General features: G+C 67.1%; 15 protein-coding genes and 4 pseudogenes. 6 read left to right on the top strand and 13 right to left on the bottom strand.

All coding sequences use genetic code 11. The features are described 5' to 3' along the window. Positions 1-41 precede the first annotated feature (41 nt). Positions 42-323: a DUF3626 domain-containing protein gene (locus MYA_RS30185; RefSeq protein ID WP_224019984.1), complete on the bottom strand. Its 282-nt coding sequence runs from the start codon at positions 321-323 to the stop codon at positions 42-44. A 157-nt stretch (positions 324-480) separates the two neighbouring features. Between MYA_RS30185 and MYA_RS21925 the strand changes: the two genes are divergently transcribed. Further along, a complete protein-coding gene (locus tag MYA_RS21925; protein WP_014725100.1) occupies positions 481-1,317 on the top strand; it encodes a c-type cytochrome in 837 nt (278 codons plus the stop codon). Positions 1,318-1,326: 9 nt separating this feature from the next. On the opposite strand, the pseudogene MYA_RS32245 reads toward MYA_RS21925, so the two are convergent. After that, positions 1,327-1,549: pseudogene (locus MYA_RS32245) on the bottom strand (Zn-dependent hydrolase); the annotation flags it as partial. Positions 1,550-1,660: 111 nt separating this feature from the next. Here MYA_RS32245 and MYA_RS21935 point away from each other — a divergent pair. From MYA_RS21935 to ahpF, 4 genes are all read left to right on the top strand, one after another. Next, on the top strand, positions 1,661-1,879 hold the full coding sequence (locus MYA_RS21935; RefSeq protein WP_011881946.1) for a hypothetical protein: 219 nt from the start codon (positions 1,661-1,663) through the stop codon (positions 1,877-1,879). Positions 1,880-2,042: 163 nt separating this feature from the next. Then, positions 2,043-2,408 carry a type II toxin-antitoxin system VapC family toxin gene (locus tag MYA_RS21940; protein WP_014725103.1) on the top strand — a complete coding sequence of 122 codons (366 nt, stop codon included), beginning with the start codon at positions 2,043-2,045 and terminating at the stop codon, positions 2,406-2,408. A gap of 554 nt (positions 2,409-2,962) precedes the next feature. After that, the gene (gene ahpC / locus MYA_RS21945; RefSeq protein ID WP_011881944.1) at positions 2,963-3,526 is read left to right on the top strand and encodes an alkyl hydroperoxide reductase subunit C; all 564 of its coding nucleotides are present in this window, start codon (positions 2,963-2,965) and stop codon (positions 3,524-3,526) included. Between the two features lie 119 nt (positions 3,527-3,645). Beyond that, positions 3,646-5,244: an alkyl hydroperoxide reductase subunit F gene (gene ahpF, locus MYA_RS21950; protein WP_014725104.1), complete on the top strand. Its 1,599-nt coding sequence runs from the start codon at positions 3,646-3,648 to the stop codon at positions 5,242-5,244. 113 nt (positions 5,245-5,357) lie between these two features. Here ahpF and MYA_RS21955 read toward each other — a convergent pair whose 3' ends face one another. The 9 genes and pseudogenes from MYA_RS21955 to MYA_RS21995 all read right to left on the bottom strand — a co-directional run bounded on the left by MYA_RS21955 (position 5,358) and on the right by MYA_RS21995 (position 12,453). Continuing rightward, the gene (locus tag MYA_RS21955) at positions 5,358-6,173 is read right to left on the bottom strand and encodes a hypothetical protein (RefSeq protein ID WP_041494167.1); all 816 of its coding nucleotides are present in this window, start codon (positions 6,171-6,173) and stop codon (positions 5,358-5,360) included. Between the two features lie 167 nt (positions 6,174-6,340). Beyond that, positions 6,341-7,240, bottom strand: coding sequence for a lipid A hydroxylase LpxO (lpxO, locus tag MYA_RS21960; protein ID WP_011881941.1), 900 nt, complete (start codon positions 7,238-7,240; stop codon positions 6,341-6,343). Positions 7,241-7,449: 209 nt separating this feature from the next. Then, entirely contained in the window at positions 7,450-8,004 is a 555-nt protein-coding gene (locus MYA_RS21965) for a carboxymuconolactone decarboxylase family protein (protein ID WP_011881940.1), read from the bottom strand. 25 nt (positions 8,005-8,029) lie between these two features. Beyond that, positions 8,030-9,364: an aspartate aminotransferase family protein gene (locus MYA_RS21970; RefSeq protein ID WP_011881939.1), complete on the bottom strand. Its 1,335-nt coding sequence runs from the start codon at positions 9,362-9,364 to the stop codon at positions 8,030-8,032. Positions 9,365-9,379: 15 nt separating this feature from the next. Next, positions 9,380-9,658 (bottom strand): annotated as a pseudogene (locus tag MYA_RS21975) (peptidase C45); the annotation flags it as partial. Further along, positions 9,651-10,193 (bottom strand): annotated as a pseudogene (locus MYA_RS21980) (ATP-binding cassette domain-containing protein); the annotation flags it as partial. The pseudogenes MYA_RS21975 and MYA_RS21980, both read right to left, overlap by 8 nt. Continuing rightward, a complete protein-coding gene (locus MYA_RS21985) occupies positions 10,190-10,687 on the bottom strand; it encodes an ABC transporter permease subunit (protein ID WP_014725108.1) in 498 nt (165 codons plus the stop codon). The pseudogene MYA_RS21980 and the gene MYA_RS21985, both read right to left, overlap by 4 nt. Before the next feature lie 9 nt (positions 10,688-10,696). Continuing rightward, positions 10,697-11,433: pseudogene (gene glnH / locus MYA_RS21990) on the bottom strand (glutamine ABC transporter substrate-binding protein GlnH). Positions 11,434-12,081: 648 nt separating this feature from the next. Then, on the bottom strand, positions 12,082-12,453 hold the full coding sequence (locus tag MYA_RS21995) for an MAPEG family protein (RefSeq protein ID WP_011881935.1): 372 nt from the start codon (positions 12,451-12,453) through the stop codon (positions 12,082-12,084). 305 nt (positions 12,454-12,758) lie between these two features. Here MYA_RS21995 and alr point away from each other — a divergent pair, with 305 nt between their 5' ends. Then, positions 12,759-13,880 carry an alanine racemase gene (gene alr / locus MYA_RS22000; RefSeq protein WP_014725112.1) on the top strand — a complete coding sequence of 374 codons (1,122 nt, stop codon included), beginning with the start codon at positions 12,759-12,761 and terminating at the stop codon, positions 13,878-13,880. Between the two features lie 153 nt (positions 13,881-14,033). Here the strand turns inward: alr and MYA_RS22005 are convergent, their stop codons facing one another. Both MYA_RS22005 and MYA_RS22010 read right to left on the bottom strand, forming a co-directional pair. Further along, positions 14,034-14,828: an enoyl-CoA hydratase gene (locus MYA_RS22005; RefSeq protein ID WP_085954508.1), complete on the bottom strand. Its 795-nt coding sequence runs from the start codon at positions 14,826-14,828 to the stop codon at positions 14,034-14,036. A 74-nt stretch (positions 14,829-14,902) separates the two neighbouring features. Further along, positions 14,903-15,268: a response regulator gene (locus MYA_RS22010; protein WP_006765703.1), complete on the bottom strand. Its 366-nt coding sequence runs from the start codon at positions 15,266-15,268 to the stop codon at positions 14,903-14,905. Between the last annotated feature and the right edge of the window lie 11 nt (positions 15,269-15,279).

Here is a 15,279-nt window from a genome sequence, read left to right on the forward strand (position 1 = left end):
AAGGTGCGGCGAGCGCCCGCGCGCACATCGTGGCTGCGCGTTCAGCGCTCGTTGCTCGTCACGGTTTCGAACTGCGAGCGATAGACGCCTTCGCGAACGATGCGCTCGAGCGTTGAGACGCCGTCCAGCAGCGTGTCCGGATGGAAATTCGGCGTGACGGGAAATTCCGGGCCGACGCCAGTTGGCTGGCCACGATCGTCGGATATGGGCAAAGCGTACGGTCTGCGACAGTGTCCATGCCGATGGTCCGGTAGCGTCGGCGCGGCCGACTGTATCGCGATGTCCGCGATGCCGTGAAGGAGGCAGCGCACCGCACCGCGCATGTTTCGGTGCCCGATGCTATATCGTGCGCACGCCGCACGCCGTGCGTTCCGAAGTCGCCAACGCCGCGCGCACCGGCTAGACTGTCGCCCGATCCCATTCACCGGCCAGCGCCCCTGCGGTTTTCTCGCGGCCGGAACACCCTCGTACGGAGAACGAATGCTGAAGCGCCGGTGGTTTTCGCTGTTGTTGCTGCTCGCGTGCGCGTTCGCCACGCACGCATCCGCACAGTCCACGCTCGAACTCGACACCGGCGGCGCGCCGCGCGTGCTGACGCGCGACGCCTTGCTCGCGCGCGCCGATGCGACCGAGCTGCACGTGCCGCACGACATCGCGTACGGGCGGCCGATGACGTTCCGTGCGGTGCCGTTCGCAGCGCTGCTCGGCGATGCGCCGCTGCCGGCGGACGGCGTGCTCGAAACGCGCGCGGCGGACGGTTTCGCCGCTCAGCTGCCGCTCGATCTGGTGCGCCGTCGTGCGCCGGCCGGCGCCGTTGCATGGCTCGCGATCGAGGACCCGGCGCGGCCGTGGCCGAAGCTGCCGGGCAAGCAGGTCAGCGCCGGCCCGTTCTATCTGGTGTGGTCGGGGCCGGACGCGGCGTCGGTGCGCGGCGAGCAGTGGCCGTATCAGATCGTGCGCATCACGATCCAGTCGTCGCCGCTCGCGCGCTGGCCGTCGCTCGCGGTCGATCCCGCATTGCCGGCGAACGCGCCGGCCCGCGCCGGGCAGCGGCTGTTCGTCACGCTGTGCCTCGCCTGCCACCGCATCGACGGCGCCGGCAGCAGCCAGGCCGGCCCCGATCTGAACACGCCGATGAATCCGGTCGACTACTTCCAGCCGGCCGCGCTGCGCCGCTACATCCGCGATCCGGCCTCGGTGCGCGACTGGCCGGGCCGCGTGATGCCGGCGTTCCCGCCCGAGCAGCTGAGCGACCGGGAACTCGACCAGATCGTCGCGTACCTGACGTACGTCGCGCGGCGCAAGCCCGGCAAATAAGCCACGGCGCTCACGGGCGCTTCGCGGCACCGCTTGCAGCAGCACGTTGGCGCCGGCCGTCGACCATTCCGGCGTGATCGCGTCGGCCTCGTTTGGGCCGAGACCGTCGACGCACGGCACGCGCGGCATGGCACGCGTCGTGGCCTGCGCCCGACACGATGTCCAGGTGCGACAAGCCGAACGCCTGCGCCGCGTCGCGCACCGCGCCGATGTGGCGCGCATACGACATCGGGGCCTTCAGCACACGCAGATGTTGTCGTAGCGGCCGCGCGTCGGCGATGCCCCAGCTTGCGGACGTCACTCGATGTATATATGATACGCATATCATATATCGGAGAATGCCATGAGCCGCATCCTGATCGATCTGTCGAATGGCCAGCTCGACGAGCTGGCCGCCATCGTCGACACTGAGCAACGCCCTCGCGCCGCGATCATTCGCGATGCAATCGATGCGTATATCGCACAACACAAGCGATCGCATGCCGATATCGTGTTCGGCCTGTGGAAGGACCGCGCCGTCGACGGGCTCACCTATCAGGAGGCACTGCGTTCAGAATGGTAAAAGCGATCATCGACACCCGTTACGTCACCGCATGCCGGAGCCGCCGGCTTGCGGCCGACGCTCGTCCCGCACGGCTTCGGCCGCCGCATGCCGGCACCGTGTTCGGTCTCTGGAAAACGCGCGCGCTCGACGGGCTCGCGTATCAACAGGCGTTGCGCGCGGAATGGTGAATGCCCTCTTCGACACCAACATCCTGATCGACTATCTCGGCGGCGTGGAAGCCGCGCGCGAGGAACTCGCCCGCTACGAGTCGCGCGCGATCAGCGTGGTGACCTGGATGGAAGTCCTGGTCGGCGCAACGGCAAGCGACGACGCAGCGATCCGCACGTGGCTGTCGTCGTTCGACATCATTCCGCTCGACGGCGCGGTGGCGAATCGCGCGGTCGCGATTCGCCAGGCGCGCCGCATTCGGTTGCCCGATGCGATCGTGTGGGCTTCCGCGCAAGTGAACGGCCTGCTGCTCGTATCGCGCAACACGAAGGATTTTCCCGTCACCGAACCGGGCATCCGGGCGCCCTATCAGTTGTAGCGAAGGCGGCGGCGGGGCGAATGTCTGCCCCGTCCTGCCCTGCCAGTCGCTGCCGCATGGCGGCAGCCGCGCGACCGTATAGGCCAAGCGTCGCACGCCGGTCCACGCGTGCCGGCGCTCGACGTACTCGATACGCTTCGTGCGCTCGACGACGCCCCGACACGCACTACACGCATGGACTAACCGCCGCATCGCGCAACCGCACCACCGAGCAACGGCACATGCGAAGCACCCGGCATTTCCGTACATCGCGTGGCCGCGGTGCCGATATCGCATCGGCCTCGTGCCCAGCGACCAGCGACCGATCGCAGCGCCCCGGCGATGCATCGAGCTTCCTCGCGTTCGGCCACGGCGCACGCGCCGCACGCAATGCTGCCCCTCCGTGCCTCGCTCCGCCTCACGGATCCAAAGCCCCGCCCATGCCCGTTCGGAACCGCGCCGCAACCAGATAGAAATTCCCGATGCAGCGGATTAAAACAAGCAATTTCACAAGGCAAGGGTGAACCCGGATACTGAGCACACTTCATCAACACCACCGCAAAGGAACGCTCAAGATGCCGATCATCAACACCCAAATCAAACCGTTCAAGGCAACCGCATACCACAACGGCGATTTCGTGCCCGTGACCGAAGAGAACTTCAAGGGCAAGTGGTCCGTCGTCGTGTTCTATCCGGCCGACTTCACGTTCGTGTGCCCGACCGAACTGGGCGATCTGGCCGACCGCTACGCCGAATTCCAGAAACTGGGTGTCGAAATCTACGGCGTGTCGACCGATACGCACTTCACGCACAAGGCATGGCACGACACGTCGGAGACGATCGGCAAGATCAAGTACCCGATGATCGGCGACCCGACGCTCACGCTGTCGCGCAACTTCGACGTGCTGATCGAGGAAGAAGGGATGGCGCTGCGCGGCACGTTCGTGATCAACCCGGAAGGCGAGATCAAGCTGTGCGAAATCCATGACAACGGCATCGGCCGCGACGCCGGCGAACTGCTGCGCAAGGTGCAGGCCGCGCAATACATCGCCGCACATCCGGGCGAAGTGTGCCCGGCAAAGTGGACGCCGGGCGCGGAAACGCTGACCCCGTCGCTGGACCTGATCGGCAAGATCTGACGATCGCCCCGCGCGCGCCGCACGGCGCGCGCCACGCCACCGCGGGCCGGCCCTCGCCGCCCGCCCTCCTCCGGCACCCCGTGCCCGAGCAGCCACATCAATACGGAATTCAGAACGCCATGCTCGACGCCAATCTCAAGAATCAACTGAAAGCGTACCTCGAAAAGATCACCCGCCCGATCGAACTCGTCGCCTCGCTCGACGACGGTGCGAAATCTCGGGAACTGCTTGCGCTGCTGAACGAGATTGCGTCGCTGACGTCGCGCGTGACCGTCATCGAGCGCCGCGACGATGCCGAGCGCAAGCCGTCGTTCTCGATCGGCGAACCCGGCAAGCCGGCCGGCATCCGCTTCGCCGGCATTCCGATGGGCCACGAATTCACGTCGCTCGTCCTCGCGCTGCTGCAGACCGGCGGCCATCCGATCAAGCTCGACGACGACGTGATCGAACAGATTCGCGCGCTCGACGGCGACTTCGCGTTCGAAACGTATTTCTCGCTGTCATGCCAGAACTGCCCGGAAGTCGTGCAGGCGCTGAACGTGATGGCACTGATCAACCCGCGCATCCGCCACGTCGCGATCGACGGCGCGCTGTTCCAGGATGAAGTCGACGCGCGCCAGATCATGGCCGTCCCGACGATGTTCCTGAACGGCGCAACGTTCGGCCAGGGCCGCAGCAGCGTGAAGGAAATCCTCGCGAAGCTCGACACCGGCGCGAGCGCACGCGCCGCCAAGTCGCTCGAAAACAAGCCGGTGTTCGATACGCTGATCGTCGGCGGCGGCCCGGCCGGCGCGGCCGCGGCGATCTACTCGGCGCGCAAGGGCATCGCGACGGGCGTCGTCGCCGAGCGCTTCGGCGGCCAGGTGCTCGACACGATGGCCATCGAAAACTTCGTGTCGGTGCAGGAAACCGAAGGGCCGAAGTTTGCGGCCGCACTCGAGCAGCACGTGAAGCAGTACGACGTCGACATCATGGACGTGCAGCGCGCCGAGGCGCTGATCCCCGGCGACGTGCATCAGATCCGCCTCGCGAACGGCGCAGTGCTGAAGGCGAAGACGATCGTTCTCGCGACCGGCGCGCGCTGGCGCGAAATCAACGTGCCGGGCGAGCGCGAGTACCGCAACCGCGGCGTCGCCTACTGCCCGCACTGCGACGGCCCGCTGTTCAAGGGCAAGCGTGTCGCGGTGGTCGGCGGCGGCAACTCCGGCGTCGAGGCGGCGATCGACCTCGCCGGCATCGTGAAGGAAGTCACGCTGCTCGAATACGGCGCACAACTGCGCGCCGACGAGGTGCTGCAGCGCAAGCTGCGCAGCCTGCCGAACGTCACGATCGTCACGCAAGCGCAGACGACCGAGCTGACCGGCGACGGCAACAAGCTGAACGCGCTCGTCTACAAGGATCTGCAGTCGGGCGAAACTAAACGTATCGCGCTCGAAGGCGTGTTCGTGCAGATCGGCCTCGTGCCGAACACCGAATGGCTGAAAGGGACGGTCGAGCTGTCGAAGCACGGCGAGATCGTCGTCGACGCCCGCGGGGGGACGTCGGTGCCCGGCGTGTTCGCCGCCGGCGACGTGACGACGGTTCCGTTCAAGCAGATCGTGATCGCAGTCGGCGAAGGTGCGAAGGCATCGCTCGGCGCGTTCGATCACCTGATCCGGCAGGACGCGACGCCGGTCACGACCGCCGCGCCGCAGCCCGCCGAAGCACTCGCCGCGTAACGCGTAACGCGCGACGCGCGCACCGATTCGTCTCTCTTGGCCCCGCATGCTCTGGTCGGCGTGCGGGGCCCTTTTTTATCCGGCGTCGCGCCGCGCGAGCGCGCTGCCGCTCGTCACGGGGCGACAGGCGCGCCGTTCGTCGACGCGGGCGTCGTCCTGATGGTGCTCGATTGCCGCACCAACTGCTCGGTCATCGCGGCGGCAACCGGGTTCGAGCCGGCGGCCGCATGCGGTTGCGCGAGGCCCGGCATCGCCACGTATTGCGGCGGCGGCAACGACGGATCGAGCTTGGCGGACTCGCGCACCAGCGCGGCGGTTTCGGGGGTTTCGGCGCGCTGCGCCGGCTGCGCCGTTGCCGCGTGGCGCTCGAGGCCGTCGCGGGTGCGTGCGGCATGGCGGCTCGGCTGGCTCGGTTGCTTGCCAGACCGAGGCGCTTGCGCGGCGTCAACCGGTGCAGCGGGTTGCGCCGCGCGAGTCGGCTGAACCGGTTGAATCGTCTGCGGCGCTGCCTGCGGCAGCTGCGCGGATTTCGCATTCGTCGGGGTCGAATCGGCCGGCTCGACCGCGACCACGTGGACGGCGGGCGGCGGTGCAGCCGGCTTCGGCGCCGGCACGGCAGCGACGGGCGCGGCCGGCGCAAGTTGCGCGACCGCCGCAGACGCCGGCACCGAACGGTCACGTGCGGCCGCTTGTTGCAGCAGCGCCTCATCTACATGCGCGGAAGGAGCGGCATCGGGCGCGGGCGGCGCGATCGCGCCCTGCGCGGTGCGGCCGTCGGCTGGGGCCGTAGCAGCCGGTGCGGCTGCGTCGCCGATGCCGGCCTCTGCGATCGCGCGGTGGTCCGCACGCAGCAGCATTACGTAGCCGGCGCCCGCGGCCGCGACCAGCAGCCCACCGGCGATCCACAATGTCTTTCGGGTACTCGTCATGCTTGCTCACCGATCGTGTCGACGTGAACAAGCCATGATACCCGCGCGTCGGCGCGCGATCCCGCGCGAATACATTTGGTTGCATTGACGCGCAGCCGGCCCACCATGCAGCGCGGCTCCGCGATCGTCAGCCCGCCCGAACCGCCCCGCTGCCGCCCGTCATGCGATCAGACCCAGAATATCGCGACCGCGATCCCGCCGAACAACGCCCACTTGACGATGTAGTACACGGTCCGGTTCCACGCCTTCAGCCGCTTGCCCACGCGCCGAATCGCATACAGATACTTGAACGCGTGATTGAGGCCGCCCGTGCGGTCGCCGGTTTCGTTCGGCGACGCGGCCGCGCGCATCAGCAGCTGCCCGAACGCGTCGTTGACGCGCTGCGCCCAGCGGTATTTCATCGGCCGGTCGATGTCGCAGAACAGGATCACGCGATCGTGCTCGGTGCGGTTCTCGGCCCAATGCAGATAGGTTTCGTCGAACATCACGGCCTCGCCGTCGCGCCATGCATACGACTCGCCGTCGACGACGATCCGGCACGCCGCGTCGTTCGGCGTGTCGAGCCCGAGGTGATAGCGCAGCGACCCCGCATACGGATCGCGATGCAGGCCGAGCTTCCCGCCCGGCGGCAACTGCGCGAACATCGCGGCCTTGATCGACGGAATCCGCGACAGGATCTCGACCGTGCGCGGACACAACGCCTGCGCGGACGGATGCGGCGCGTCGTACCACTTCAGGTAGAAGCGTTTCCAGCCGTTGCGAAAGAACGAATTGAAGCCGATGTCGTTGTACTCGGCCGACGCCTTGATCCGGCTCGAATCGCGCAGCGCGAGCGCTTCGTCGCGGAAGGTGCGCCATTCGCGCTGCAGCACCGCGAGTTCAGGAAAGTGGCCGATCTCGATGAACGGCGTGGTCGGCACCGACGAGAACGCATACGAAAAGCAGTTCAGCGGCGCGGTGAAGGTCGAGTGATCGGATAGTTGCCTGAACAACCGATGCCGAACCTTGCCGCGCCGATGCGTGTGGACCACACACGCAATGAACACGATCAACAGGACCCAGCGCATCGATATTTCCCCCGTAAGTTCTTTGCAGAAATTTTAGGGAAGGGGAAAAATTCATGCACTGAAGCGCACGCGAAACGACGCGCGCAATCCACGCGCGACCACGATGCCGGCCGCCCGCTCTCACATCGCCGAAAAGCCCGTGCCGACGGGCTTTTCGGCGCCATCGCAACGCATGCGCGCGATGCCGGCCGCACCGGCGCACCCGGCGATTATTCCGAAAACGGCAAATCAGTTTGTCCGTCTGCGCGCATACCGAACGTGTTGAGCGTCATCGCGACCAGCGCGTAATAGCCGAGCAGCGCGACCAGATTGACGACCGTCTCGTGGCCGAAGCGCGCGCGTGCGCGCGCGAACGTCGCGTCGCTCACGCGCTGCGTGTCGTAGAGCTCGGTCGCGAACGCATGGATCAGCGCATCGTCGTCCGATTCGAACGCCGGCTTCACGCCGCGCCGGATCGCGTCGGCCGTTGCGGCCGGCACGCCGGCTTCGAGCGCGATCGGATGATGGATGTGCCACTCGGCTTGCGAGCGCCAGCGCGCGGCGGTCACGAGGATCGCCAGCTCCGACAGCCGCAGCGGCAAGCCGGTGCGATAGCGGCAGAACGCGCCGAGCCGCTGCGCATGCTGCGCCAGCTCGGGGCTCGCGATCCAGCCGACGAACGGGCCGTTCAGGTTGCCGCGCGGGCCGCCGAGGATTTCGGCCAGCACGGCCTTCTGCTCGTCGCTCGCCGATGCCGGATCGAACGGAGGCAATCTGTCTGTCATCGCAACCTCTCCAGGGGTTCGGGATTCACGCGCCGGCCGATGCCAGCGCCGCACCGATCGCGCCGGACAGCCGTTCGACGATCGTGTCGATCTGCTGCGCGGTGCAGATGAACGGCGGCGCGACGAGAATGTGATCGCCGTGCACGCCATCGATCGTACCGCCCATCGGATACACCATCAGCCCGCGCTGCATCGCCTCCCGCTTGACCGCCGCATGCAGCTTCAGCTTGGGATCGAACGGCGCCTTGCTGTCTCGATCGCGCACCAGCTCGACGCCGACGAACAGCCCGCGCCCGCGCACGTCGCCGACGTGCGGATGCGCAGCGTAGTGCTCGCGCAGCGACGCGCGCAGCTGCTCGCCGCGCGCCTTCACGCTGTCGAGCAGCTTCTCGTCGGCAATCACGCGCTGCACTTCGAGCGCGGCCGCGCACGCGGTGGCATGGCCGAGATACGTGTGACCGTGCTGGAAGAAGCCGGAGCCGTCGACGATCGTCCGATAGATGCGATCGCTCACCAGCGTCGCGCCGATCGGCTGGTAGCCGGCGCCGAGCCCTTTCGCGATCGTCAGCAGGTCGGGCGCGACATCGTCTTCGTCGCACGCGAACAGGTAGCCGGTGCGGCCCATCCCCGACATGATTTCGTCGAGGATCAGCAGCACGCCGTACTTGTCGCAGACCGCGCGAATCTTCTTCAGGTAAGTGCGTACCGGCGGCACCGCGCCGGCGGTCGCGCCGACCACCGTTTCGGCAACGAACGCCGCGACGTTCTCCGCGCCGAGTGCGACGATCTTCTGCTCGAGCTCGTCGGCGAGGCGCTGCGCATACGCTTCGTCGGTCTCGCCCGCCGCCTGGTCGCGATACGCATAGCACGGGCTCACGTGATGCGCCTCGATCAACAGCGGCAGGAACGGCTCGCGCCGCCATGCGTTGCCGCCGATCGCGAGCGCGCCGAGCGTATTGCCGTGATAGCTCTGGCGGCGCGCGATGAAGTGGCGGCGCTGCGGCTCGCCCTTCTCGACGAAATACTGGCGCGCGAGCTTCAGCGCGGCCTCGATCGCCTCGGAGCCGCCCGACACGAAATACACGTGCTCGAGCCCTGCCGGTGCGGCCTCGACGAGCCGGTCGGCCAGCTCCTCGGCCACGTCGGTCGTGAAGAACGACGTATGCGCGTACGGCAGCTGCTGCACCTGCCGCTTGATCGCGTCGATCACGCGCTGGTTGCTGTGGCCGAGACACGATACGGCCGCGCCGCCGCAGGCGTCGATATAGCGTTTGCCGGTCGAATCGATGATCTCGATGCCGTCGCCTGCGACGGCGACGGGCAAGGTGGCGCGCGGAGCGCGATGAAAAACGGTCGTCATGCGTTGCCTCATGGATCAGGACGCGCGGGGCGCGTGCCCGGACGGCACGATGCGCGTCGCGAAGCGCTGCGTGCCGTGTTGATGGATCGTGAAGTCGATCGCGGTGTCGCGGATCTCGAACACCGCGGTCGCCAGCGTGTTTTCGTCGTCCGGGTCGGCCGGATCGTCGCGATAGATCGGCAGCCCTTCCGGTGCGCGGTCGCCGAGCACACGCAGCAGCGCGGCTTCGTCAGGCACGTCGATGCCCGGCAGCAGCGCATCGACGCGCCGCCGACGGTCGCCGGACGATCTCGTGCGTGACGACGATCATCGTCATCCCTTCGGTCGCGAGATCCTGCATCGCCTTCAGCACTTCATGGCGCAATTCCGGATCGAGCACGGACGTAGGCTCGTCGAACCGCATCGGCCGCTGCCGCGGCCGGATCGCCAGCGCCCGCGCGATCGCGACGCGCTGCTGCTGGCCGCCCGACAGCTCCGACGGATAGTGATTCGCGCGCGATGCGCCGCGCACCTGGATCGGCCCGAACATCACGTTCTCGAGCGCGGTCATTTGCGGAAACAGGTTGAACCGCTGGAACACCATGCCGCCTTCGAGCCGGATGTCGCGGATCGTCGTCGCGTTGCCGCGCACGCTCTGGCCGTCGACCAGCAGCTCGCCGCCGGTGATCTTCTCGAGCGCGTTGATACAGCGCAGCATCGTCGACTTGCCGGAGCCCGACGGGCCGACCACGACGACCACCTCGCCCGCGTCGATCTTCAGGTCGATGTTCTTCAGCATCGGCACGTGGCCGAAGCTCTTCGACACGTTCTGGAATTCGATCATGCTCATAAGATTTTCATCCGCTTTTCGACGAGCCGAAGCGCCAGCGTCATCGCACCGGTCAGTATCAGATAGATGACGGCCACCGCGAGCCCCGCTTCGGTCAACCCCTTCGGGATCGACAGCAGCGCGCCTCGCACCACTTCCGCGAGATACGCGCCCGAATTCACCGTGATCGCGGCCGTCAGGCCGTCGATGCGGATATGCGCGAGCAGCGGCAACGCGAAGTACAGGAACATCACCTGTACGACGATCGGCGTGCCGCGGATCAGTTCAATATCAATCTGGGCGAGCATGTTCATCGCCTTCGGTCCGTATGCGCGGAACATGCTCGCAATCATCCCGACGACGAAACCGCCCACCAGCCCCACCAGTGCGATGAACACCGTCAACCGGACCCCGTCCATCAGGTCCGGCAGCGCTGCCCAGATCGCCGACCAATCGAAATTCACGTGTCGCTCCCCGTTCGATTCAAGACCGGCGCGGCCGCCCGGCCGCGCCATCGTGTGGCGTCACGCCCACATCTTCGGCGGCTCGGCGCCGAACCACTTCTTGTAGATCAGCGCGTAGCGGCCGTCGGCCTTGATCTTCACGGGCGACGCGTTGACCTTCGGGAAGCCGATCCCGTACTGGTCGCCGCTGACGGGCTGGCCCGCGACCTTCACCTTGCCCTTGCCTTCGTTGTTCACGAAGAACGGCACGTTCGGCGTGTCGTGCATCGCCGCGTCGACGCGGCCTGCCTCGAGCGCGAGGTACGCCTGGTCGACGTTCGGGAACTGGCGGATTTCCTTCGGCTTCAGGTGTGCCTTGATCCAGTCGATCGTCGCGGTGCCCGTTTTCGCGGCGATCACCTTGCCGTTCAGGTCGTCGATCGACTTGATCGACGTATTGCCGGTCTGCACCATCGCCGCGAGCCCGCTGTCGTAGTACGGCGCGGAGAAGTCGATCGCCTTCTTGCGCTCCTCCTTGATGGTCATCCCCGACAGCGCGACGTCGATGTTCTGCGTCTGCAGCGCCGGAATCAGGCCCGCGAAATCCATCGGCTGGATCGTGTACTTCCAGCCCGGGTCCTTCGCGATCTCGGCCCACAGGTCGAGATCGAAGCCGACGTACTTGTCGCCCTGCTTGAACTCGAACGGCATGAACGACGTATCGGTACCGACGACGAGCGTCTTGGTGTCCGCGCGGGCGATGCTGGCGCCGAGCGCGGCAGCGACCGCACGGCTTTCAGGAAGGAACGGCGACTCATGACTTTTCTTCGCATGGTTGAGCGAGGTAACCGGCCGGCTGGCCGGGGAACGACGACATCAAGCCGCACCGCAACATGCGATGTTGAATTATACATTAGAGCAACATGTGTTGTCAGTGTGGATACTACGACAACAAAAAAACGCGCAACGGAAAAATGTATCGAGACAAACCCGAGCCGGGGCAAGCGGGTTTGATCTGAGGAAAGGGGCGTCAGGGGTGCGGGGCGGGAGCGACCGGTCGGTCGGTGGCAATGGCGCGCCGTTGCGGAGCGTGGAAGTGCGAAAGTGCCGACGAGGCGATGTGGGCGAGCGCCGTTGCGGCGAACTCGTGTGTTGCCGTGGCGATCCGGGAATGGAGTGGACGACTGCGCATCCCGCGGAAGGAGCGAGCGAGGGACGCTGCCGCGGGCAGCGGGGCCGGACGCTTGGTGCGAAGCATCCCCTCTCACGCTGGGCCGGCGCGCGCCGGTCGCCGTCGACCGCGTTCGTGCCCAGCGAAGCCGGCGCGCCGCCGCTCAAGCGCGCGAAGGCCGTAGCGCCCGCATCCACAACGCATCCCATGACGCTCACGCGCGCGGCGCGGGTGGTGCCAGGCGAACCCACGCACGCAGCGGCGCGGGCATCGCCGGCTCGTTACCTCATCGTCGTCACGGCGCCGCGAAGAACAACGCAACGACGCAGGCCATCCCGGCGAACCACACGAGCGAGCGCAGCGCCGCCCAGTCCAGCACGTACATCAGCGCATACACGATGCGGATCGCGACGAACGCGATCGCGAGCTGGTCGACGTGATGCGCATTCGCGCCGTTGTGCCACGCGACGACGAGCCCGGCCGTAAACAGCGCGAGCGCTTCCCACGCGTTCTGGTGCGCGGCCTGCGCCCGCGCGCGCCAGCCTTCGAGCCGCGCGAGATACGCGCGCGGCGCATGGTTGTCGTAGCCCTTGCGGGCCTTCGCGAGAAACGTCATGGGGAACGGCAACAGCGCCACGATGAACAGGCACAGCTGGGACGTCGTCATCAAAGTCTCCTCCTTTATGATTACATTGGTCAATGACACGGTCTCCCAGAGCTTAGCATCGCGTCACGCCGTTCGCGCACCGGTTTTCTAGACGGCGGACTCGGCAAGGCCGGCTGCGCGAAATCGCGACGACCCGCCCGCGAGATCGAACATTCCACCAAATCAACGCTAAATACGTTAATTAAAACTGGTCCAACATACATAAGATAGCGATCGAAACTGGCTTGGCACGTCGCCACGCCACCCTGCCGACCCCGCGCTGCACCGTCGTGCGCGCGCCGAACGACCTTCGATCCGAACCGACCATGCCCCGTCCCATCGTCGCCCATATCCGTCCCGACGCCGTCCGCCACAACCTCGACTTCATCCGCCGCACCGCCGCGCGCTCGCGCGTGTGGGCCGTGATCAAGGCCAATGCATATGGTCACGGGATCGAGCGGATCTATCCGGGCCTCGCGGCCGCCGACGGCATCGCGCTGCTCGATCTCGACGAAGCCGTGCGCGTGCGCGAGCTCGGCTGGGACAAGCCGGTGCTGCTGCTCGAAGGGATCTTCGAGCCGGTCGACGTCGAACTCGCCGACCGCCACCGGCTCACGGTAGCCGTGCACTGCGACGAGCAGCTCGATCTGCTGATCGCCGCGCAGCCGCAACGACCGATCGACATCCAGCTGAAGATGAACTCGGGGATGAACCGGCTCGGCTACCGTCCGCACCTGTTCCGCGCCGCGTGGGAACGCGCGGCGGCTGCACCGTCGATCGGCAACATCACGCTGATGATGCACTTCGCGAACGCCGACGAAGGCGAAGTCGCCTGGCAGCTCGACCAGTTCGATGCAGCCACGGCCGGGATCCCGGGCGAGCGTTCGACGTCGAATTCGGCCGCCGTGCTGTGGCATCCGCAGGCGCATCGCGACTGGGTGCGGCCCGGCACGATCCTGTACGGCGCATCGCCGACCGGCGCGTCGCGGCACATCGCCGATACGCCGCTGATGGCGGCGATGACGCTCACCAGCAAGATCATCGGCGTACAAACGCTCGCGCCGCAGGAAACGGTCGGCTACGGCCGCCGCTTCACGGCCGAGCAGCCGATGCGGATCGGCGTCGTCGCATGCGGCTATGCGGACGGCTATCCGCGCCACGCCCCGACCGGCACGCCGATCGCCGTCGACGGCGTGATGACGCGCGTGATCGGCCGCGTATCGATGGACATGCTGACCGTCGATCTGACGCCGTGCCCGAACGCCGGCATCGGCTCGAGCGTCGAGCTGTGGGGCGATCAGGTGAAGGTGGACGACGTCGCGGAAGCGAGCGGTACGATCGGCTACGAGCTGATGTGCGCACTCGCACGCCGCGTGCCGGTGGTGGTCGTGCCGCCCGGCGCGTCGGCAGCGGAGCCGGCGCTGCGCACCGGCAGCTACGGACGTTGACGAGCGCGGCGGCGGCGCGTTGCAGGTGCCGTCAGCGCGCCGCATACGGTTGCGGGCCGCATTGCACGCGGCGCGTGCGCGCAGCCGCCGCGTAGAGGCGCCGCGCATCGGCGAAGGCAACGCTGGCCCCGCACCGCGCCGCTCCCCTGCCCGCTACGAACGCCAGATCGGCTCGCGCTTCTCCAGGAACGCGTCGATTCCCTCGCCCGCATCTTCTTCCATCATGTTGCGGGCCATCACGTCGCCCGCATACGCGTATGCATCGTCGAGCGGCAGCTCGCGCTGCCGGTAGAACATCTGCTTGCCGTAGCGCACCGCCGCCGGGCTCTTCGCGACGATCTCCGCGACCTTGCGCGCGACGGCCGCGTCGAGCGCATCCTCCGGCACGGCCTCGTTGACGAGCCCCCACGCGGCGGCCGTCGCCGCGTCGACGAAGCGGCCGGTGACCAGCATGTCGAACGCGCGCTTGGCGCCCACGTTGCGGCTCAGCGCGACGGCCGGCGTCGAACAGAACAGCCCGACGTTGATCCCCGACACCGCGAAACGCGCGGTATCGGCCGCGATCGCGAGATCGCATGCGGCAACCAGCTGGCAGCCGGCCGCCGTCGCGATCCCCTGCACGCGCGCGATCACCGGCACCGGCAACGCGCGCATCGCGAGCATCACGCGGCTGCATTGCGCGAACAGCGCACGGTAGTAATCGAGTTCCGGCTTGCCGCGCATCTGCCGCAGGTCGTGGCCCGCGCAGAATGCGCGGCCTTCGGCGGCGAGCACCACGCAGCGCGCCTGCGGGTCGGCGGCGATCGAATCGAATGCCGCCTGCAGGCTCGCGAGCAGTTCCTCGGACAACGCGTTGAACTGCTGCGGACGGTTCAGCCGCAGCGTGACGACGCCGTCACGCACGTCGTGCAACAGGATGGGTGCTGCCGAAGCGCAATTCGTATCCATGACGTCCCCGGTTGAAATGATGTCGATGCGATCACGCATCAATATAGTCCAACGGGGAAGCCCACGCCGCGCGGTCAGCCCGCGAGTTTCTTCAGCGCGTCGAGCACCGCGTCGCCCTTGAACGGCTTGACGATCCAGCCCTTCACGCCGGCCGCCTTGCCGCGCTCCTTCATCGCCGGGCTGCTTTCGGTCGTCAGCATCACGACGTTGACCGACGTGTTCGCCAGTTCGCCGCGGATTTTCTCGACCATCGTCAGGCCGTCCATGTTCGGCATGTTGACGTCGCTGATCACGAGGCGCACGCCGGGCGTCGCCTTGAGCTTCGCGAGCCCGTCCTTGCCGTCCACCGCCGTCGCGACGTCGAGCCCGTGATTGCGCAGGAAGCCCGCGACTTCGTCGCGCACCGTGCCCGAATCGTCGACCACCAGAATCTTTGCCATGCTTTCTTCCC

The organism is Burkholderia sp. KJ006 (assembly GCF_000262695.1).
Lineage (GTDB): Bacteria > Pseudomonadota > Gammaproteobacteria > Burkholderiales > Burkholderiaceae > Burkholderia > Burkholderia vietnamiensis.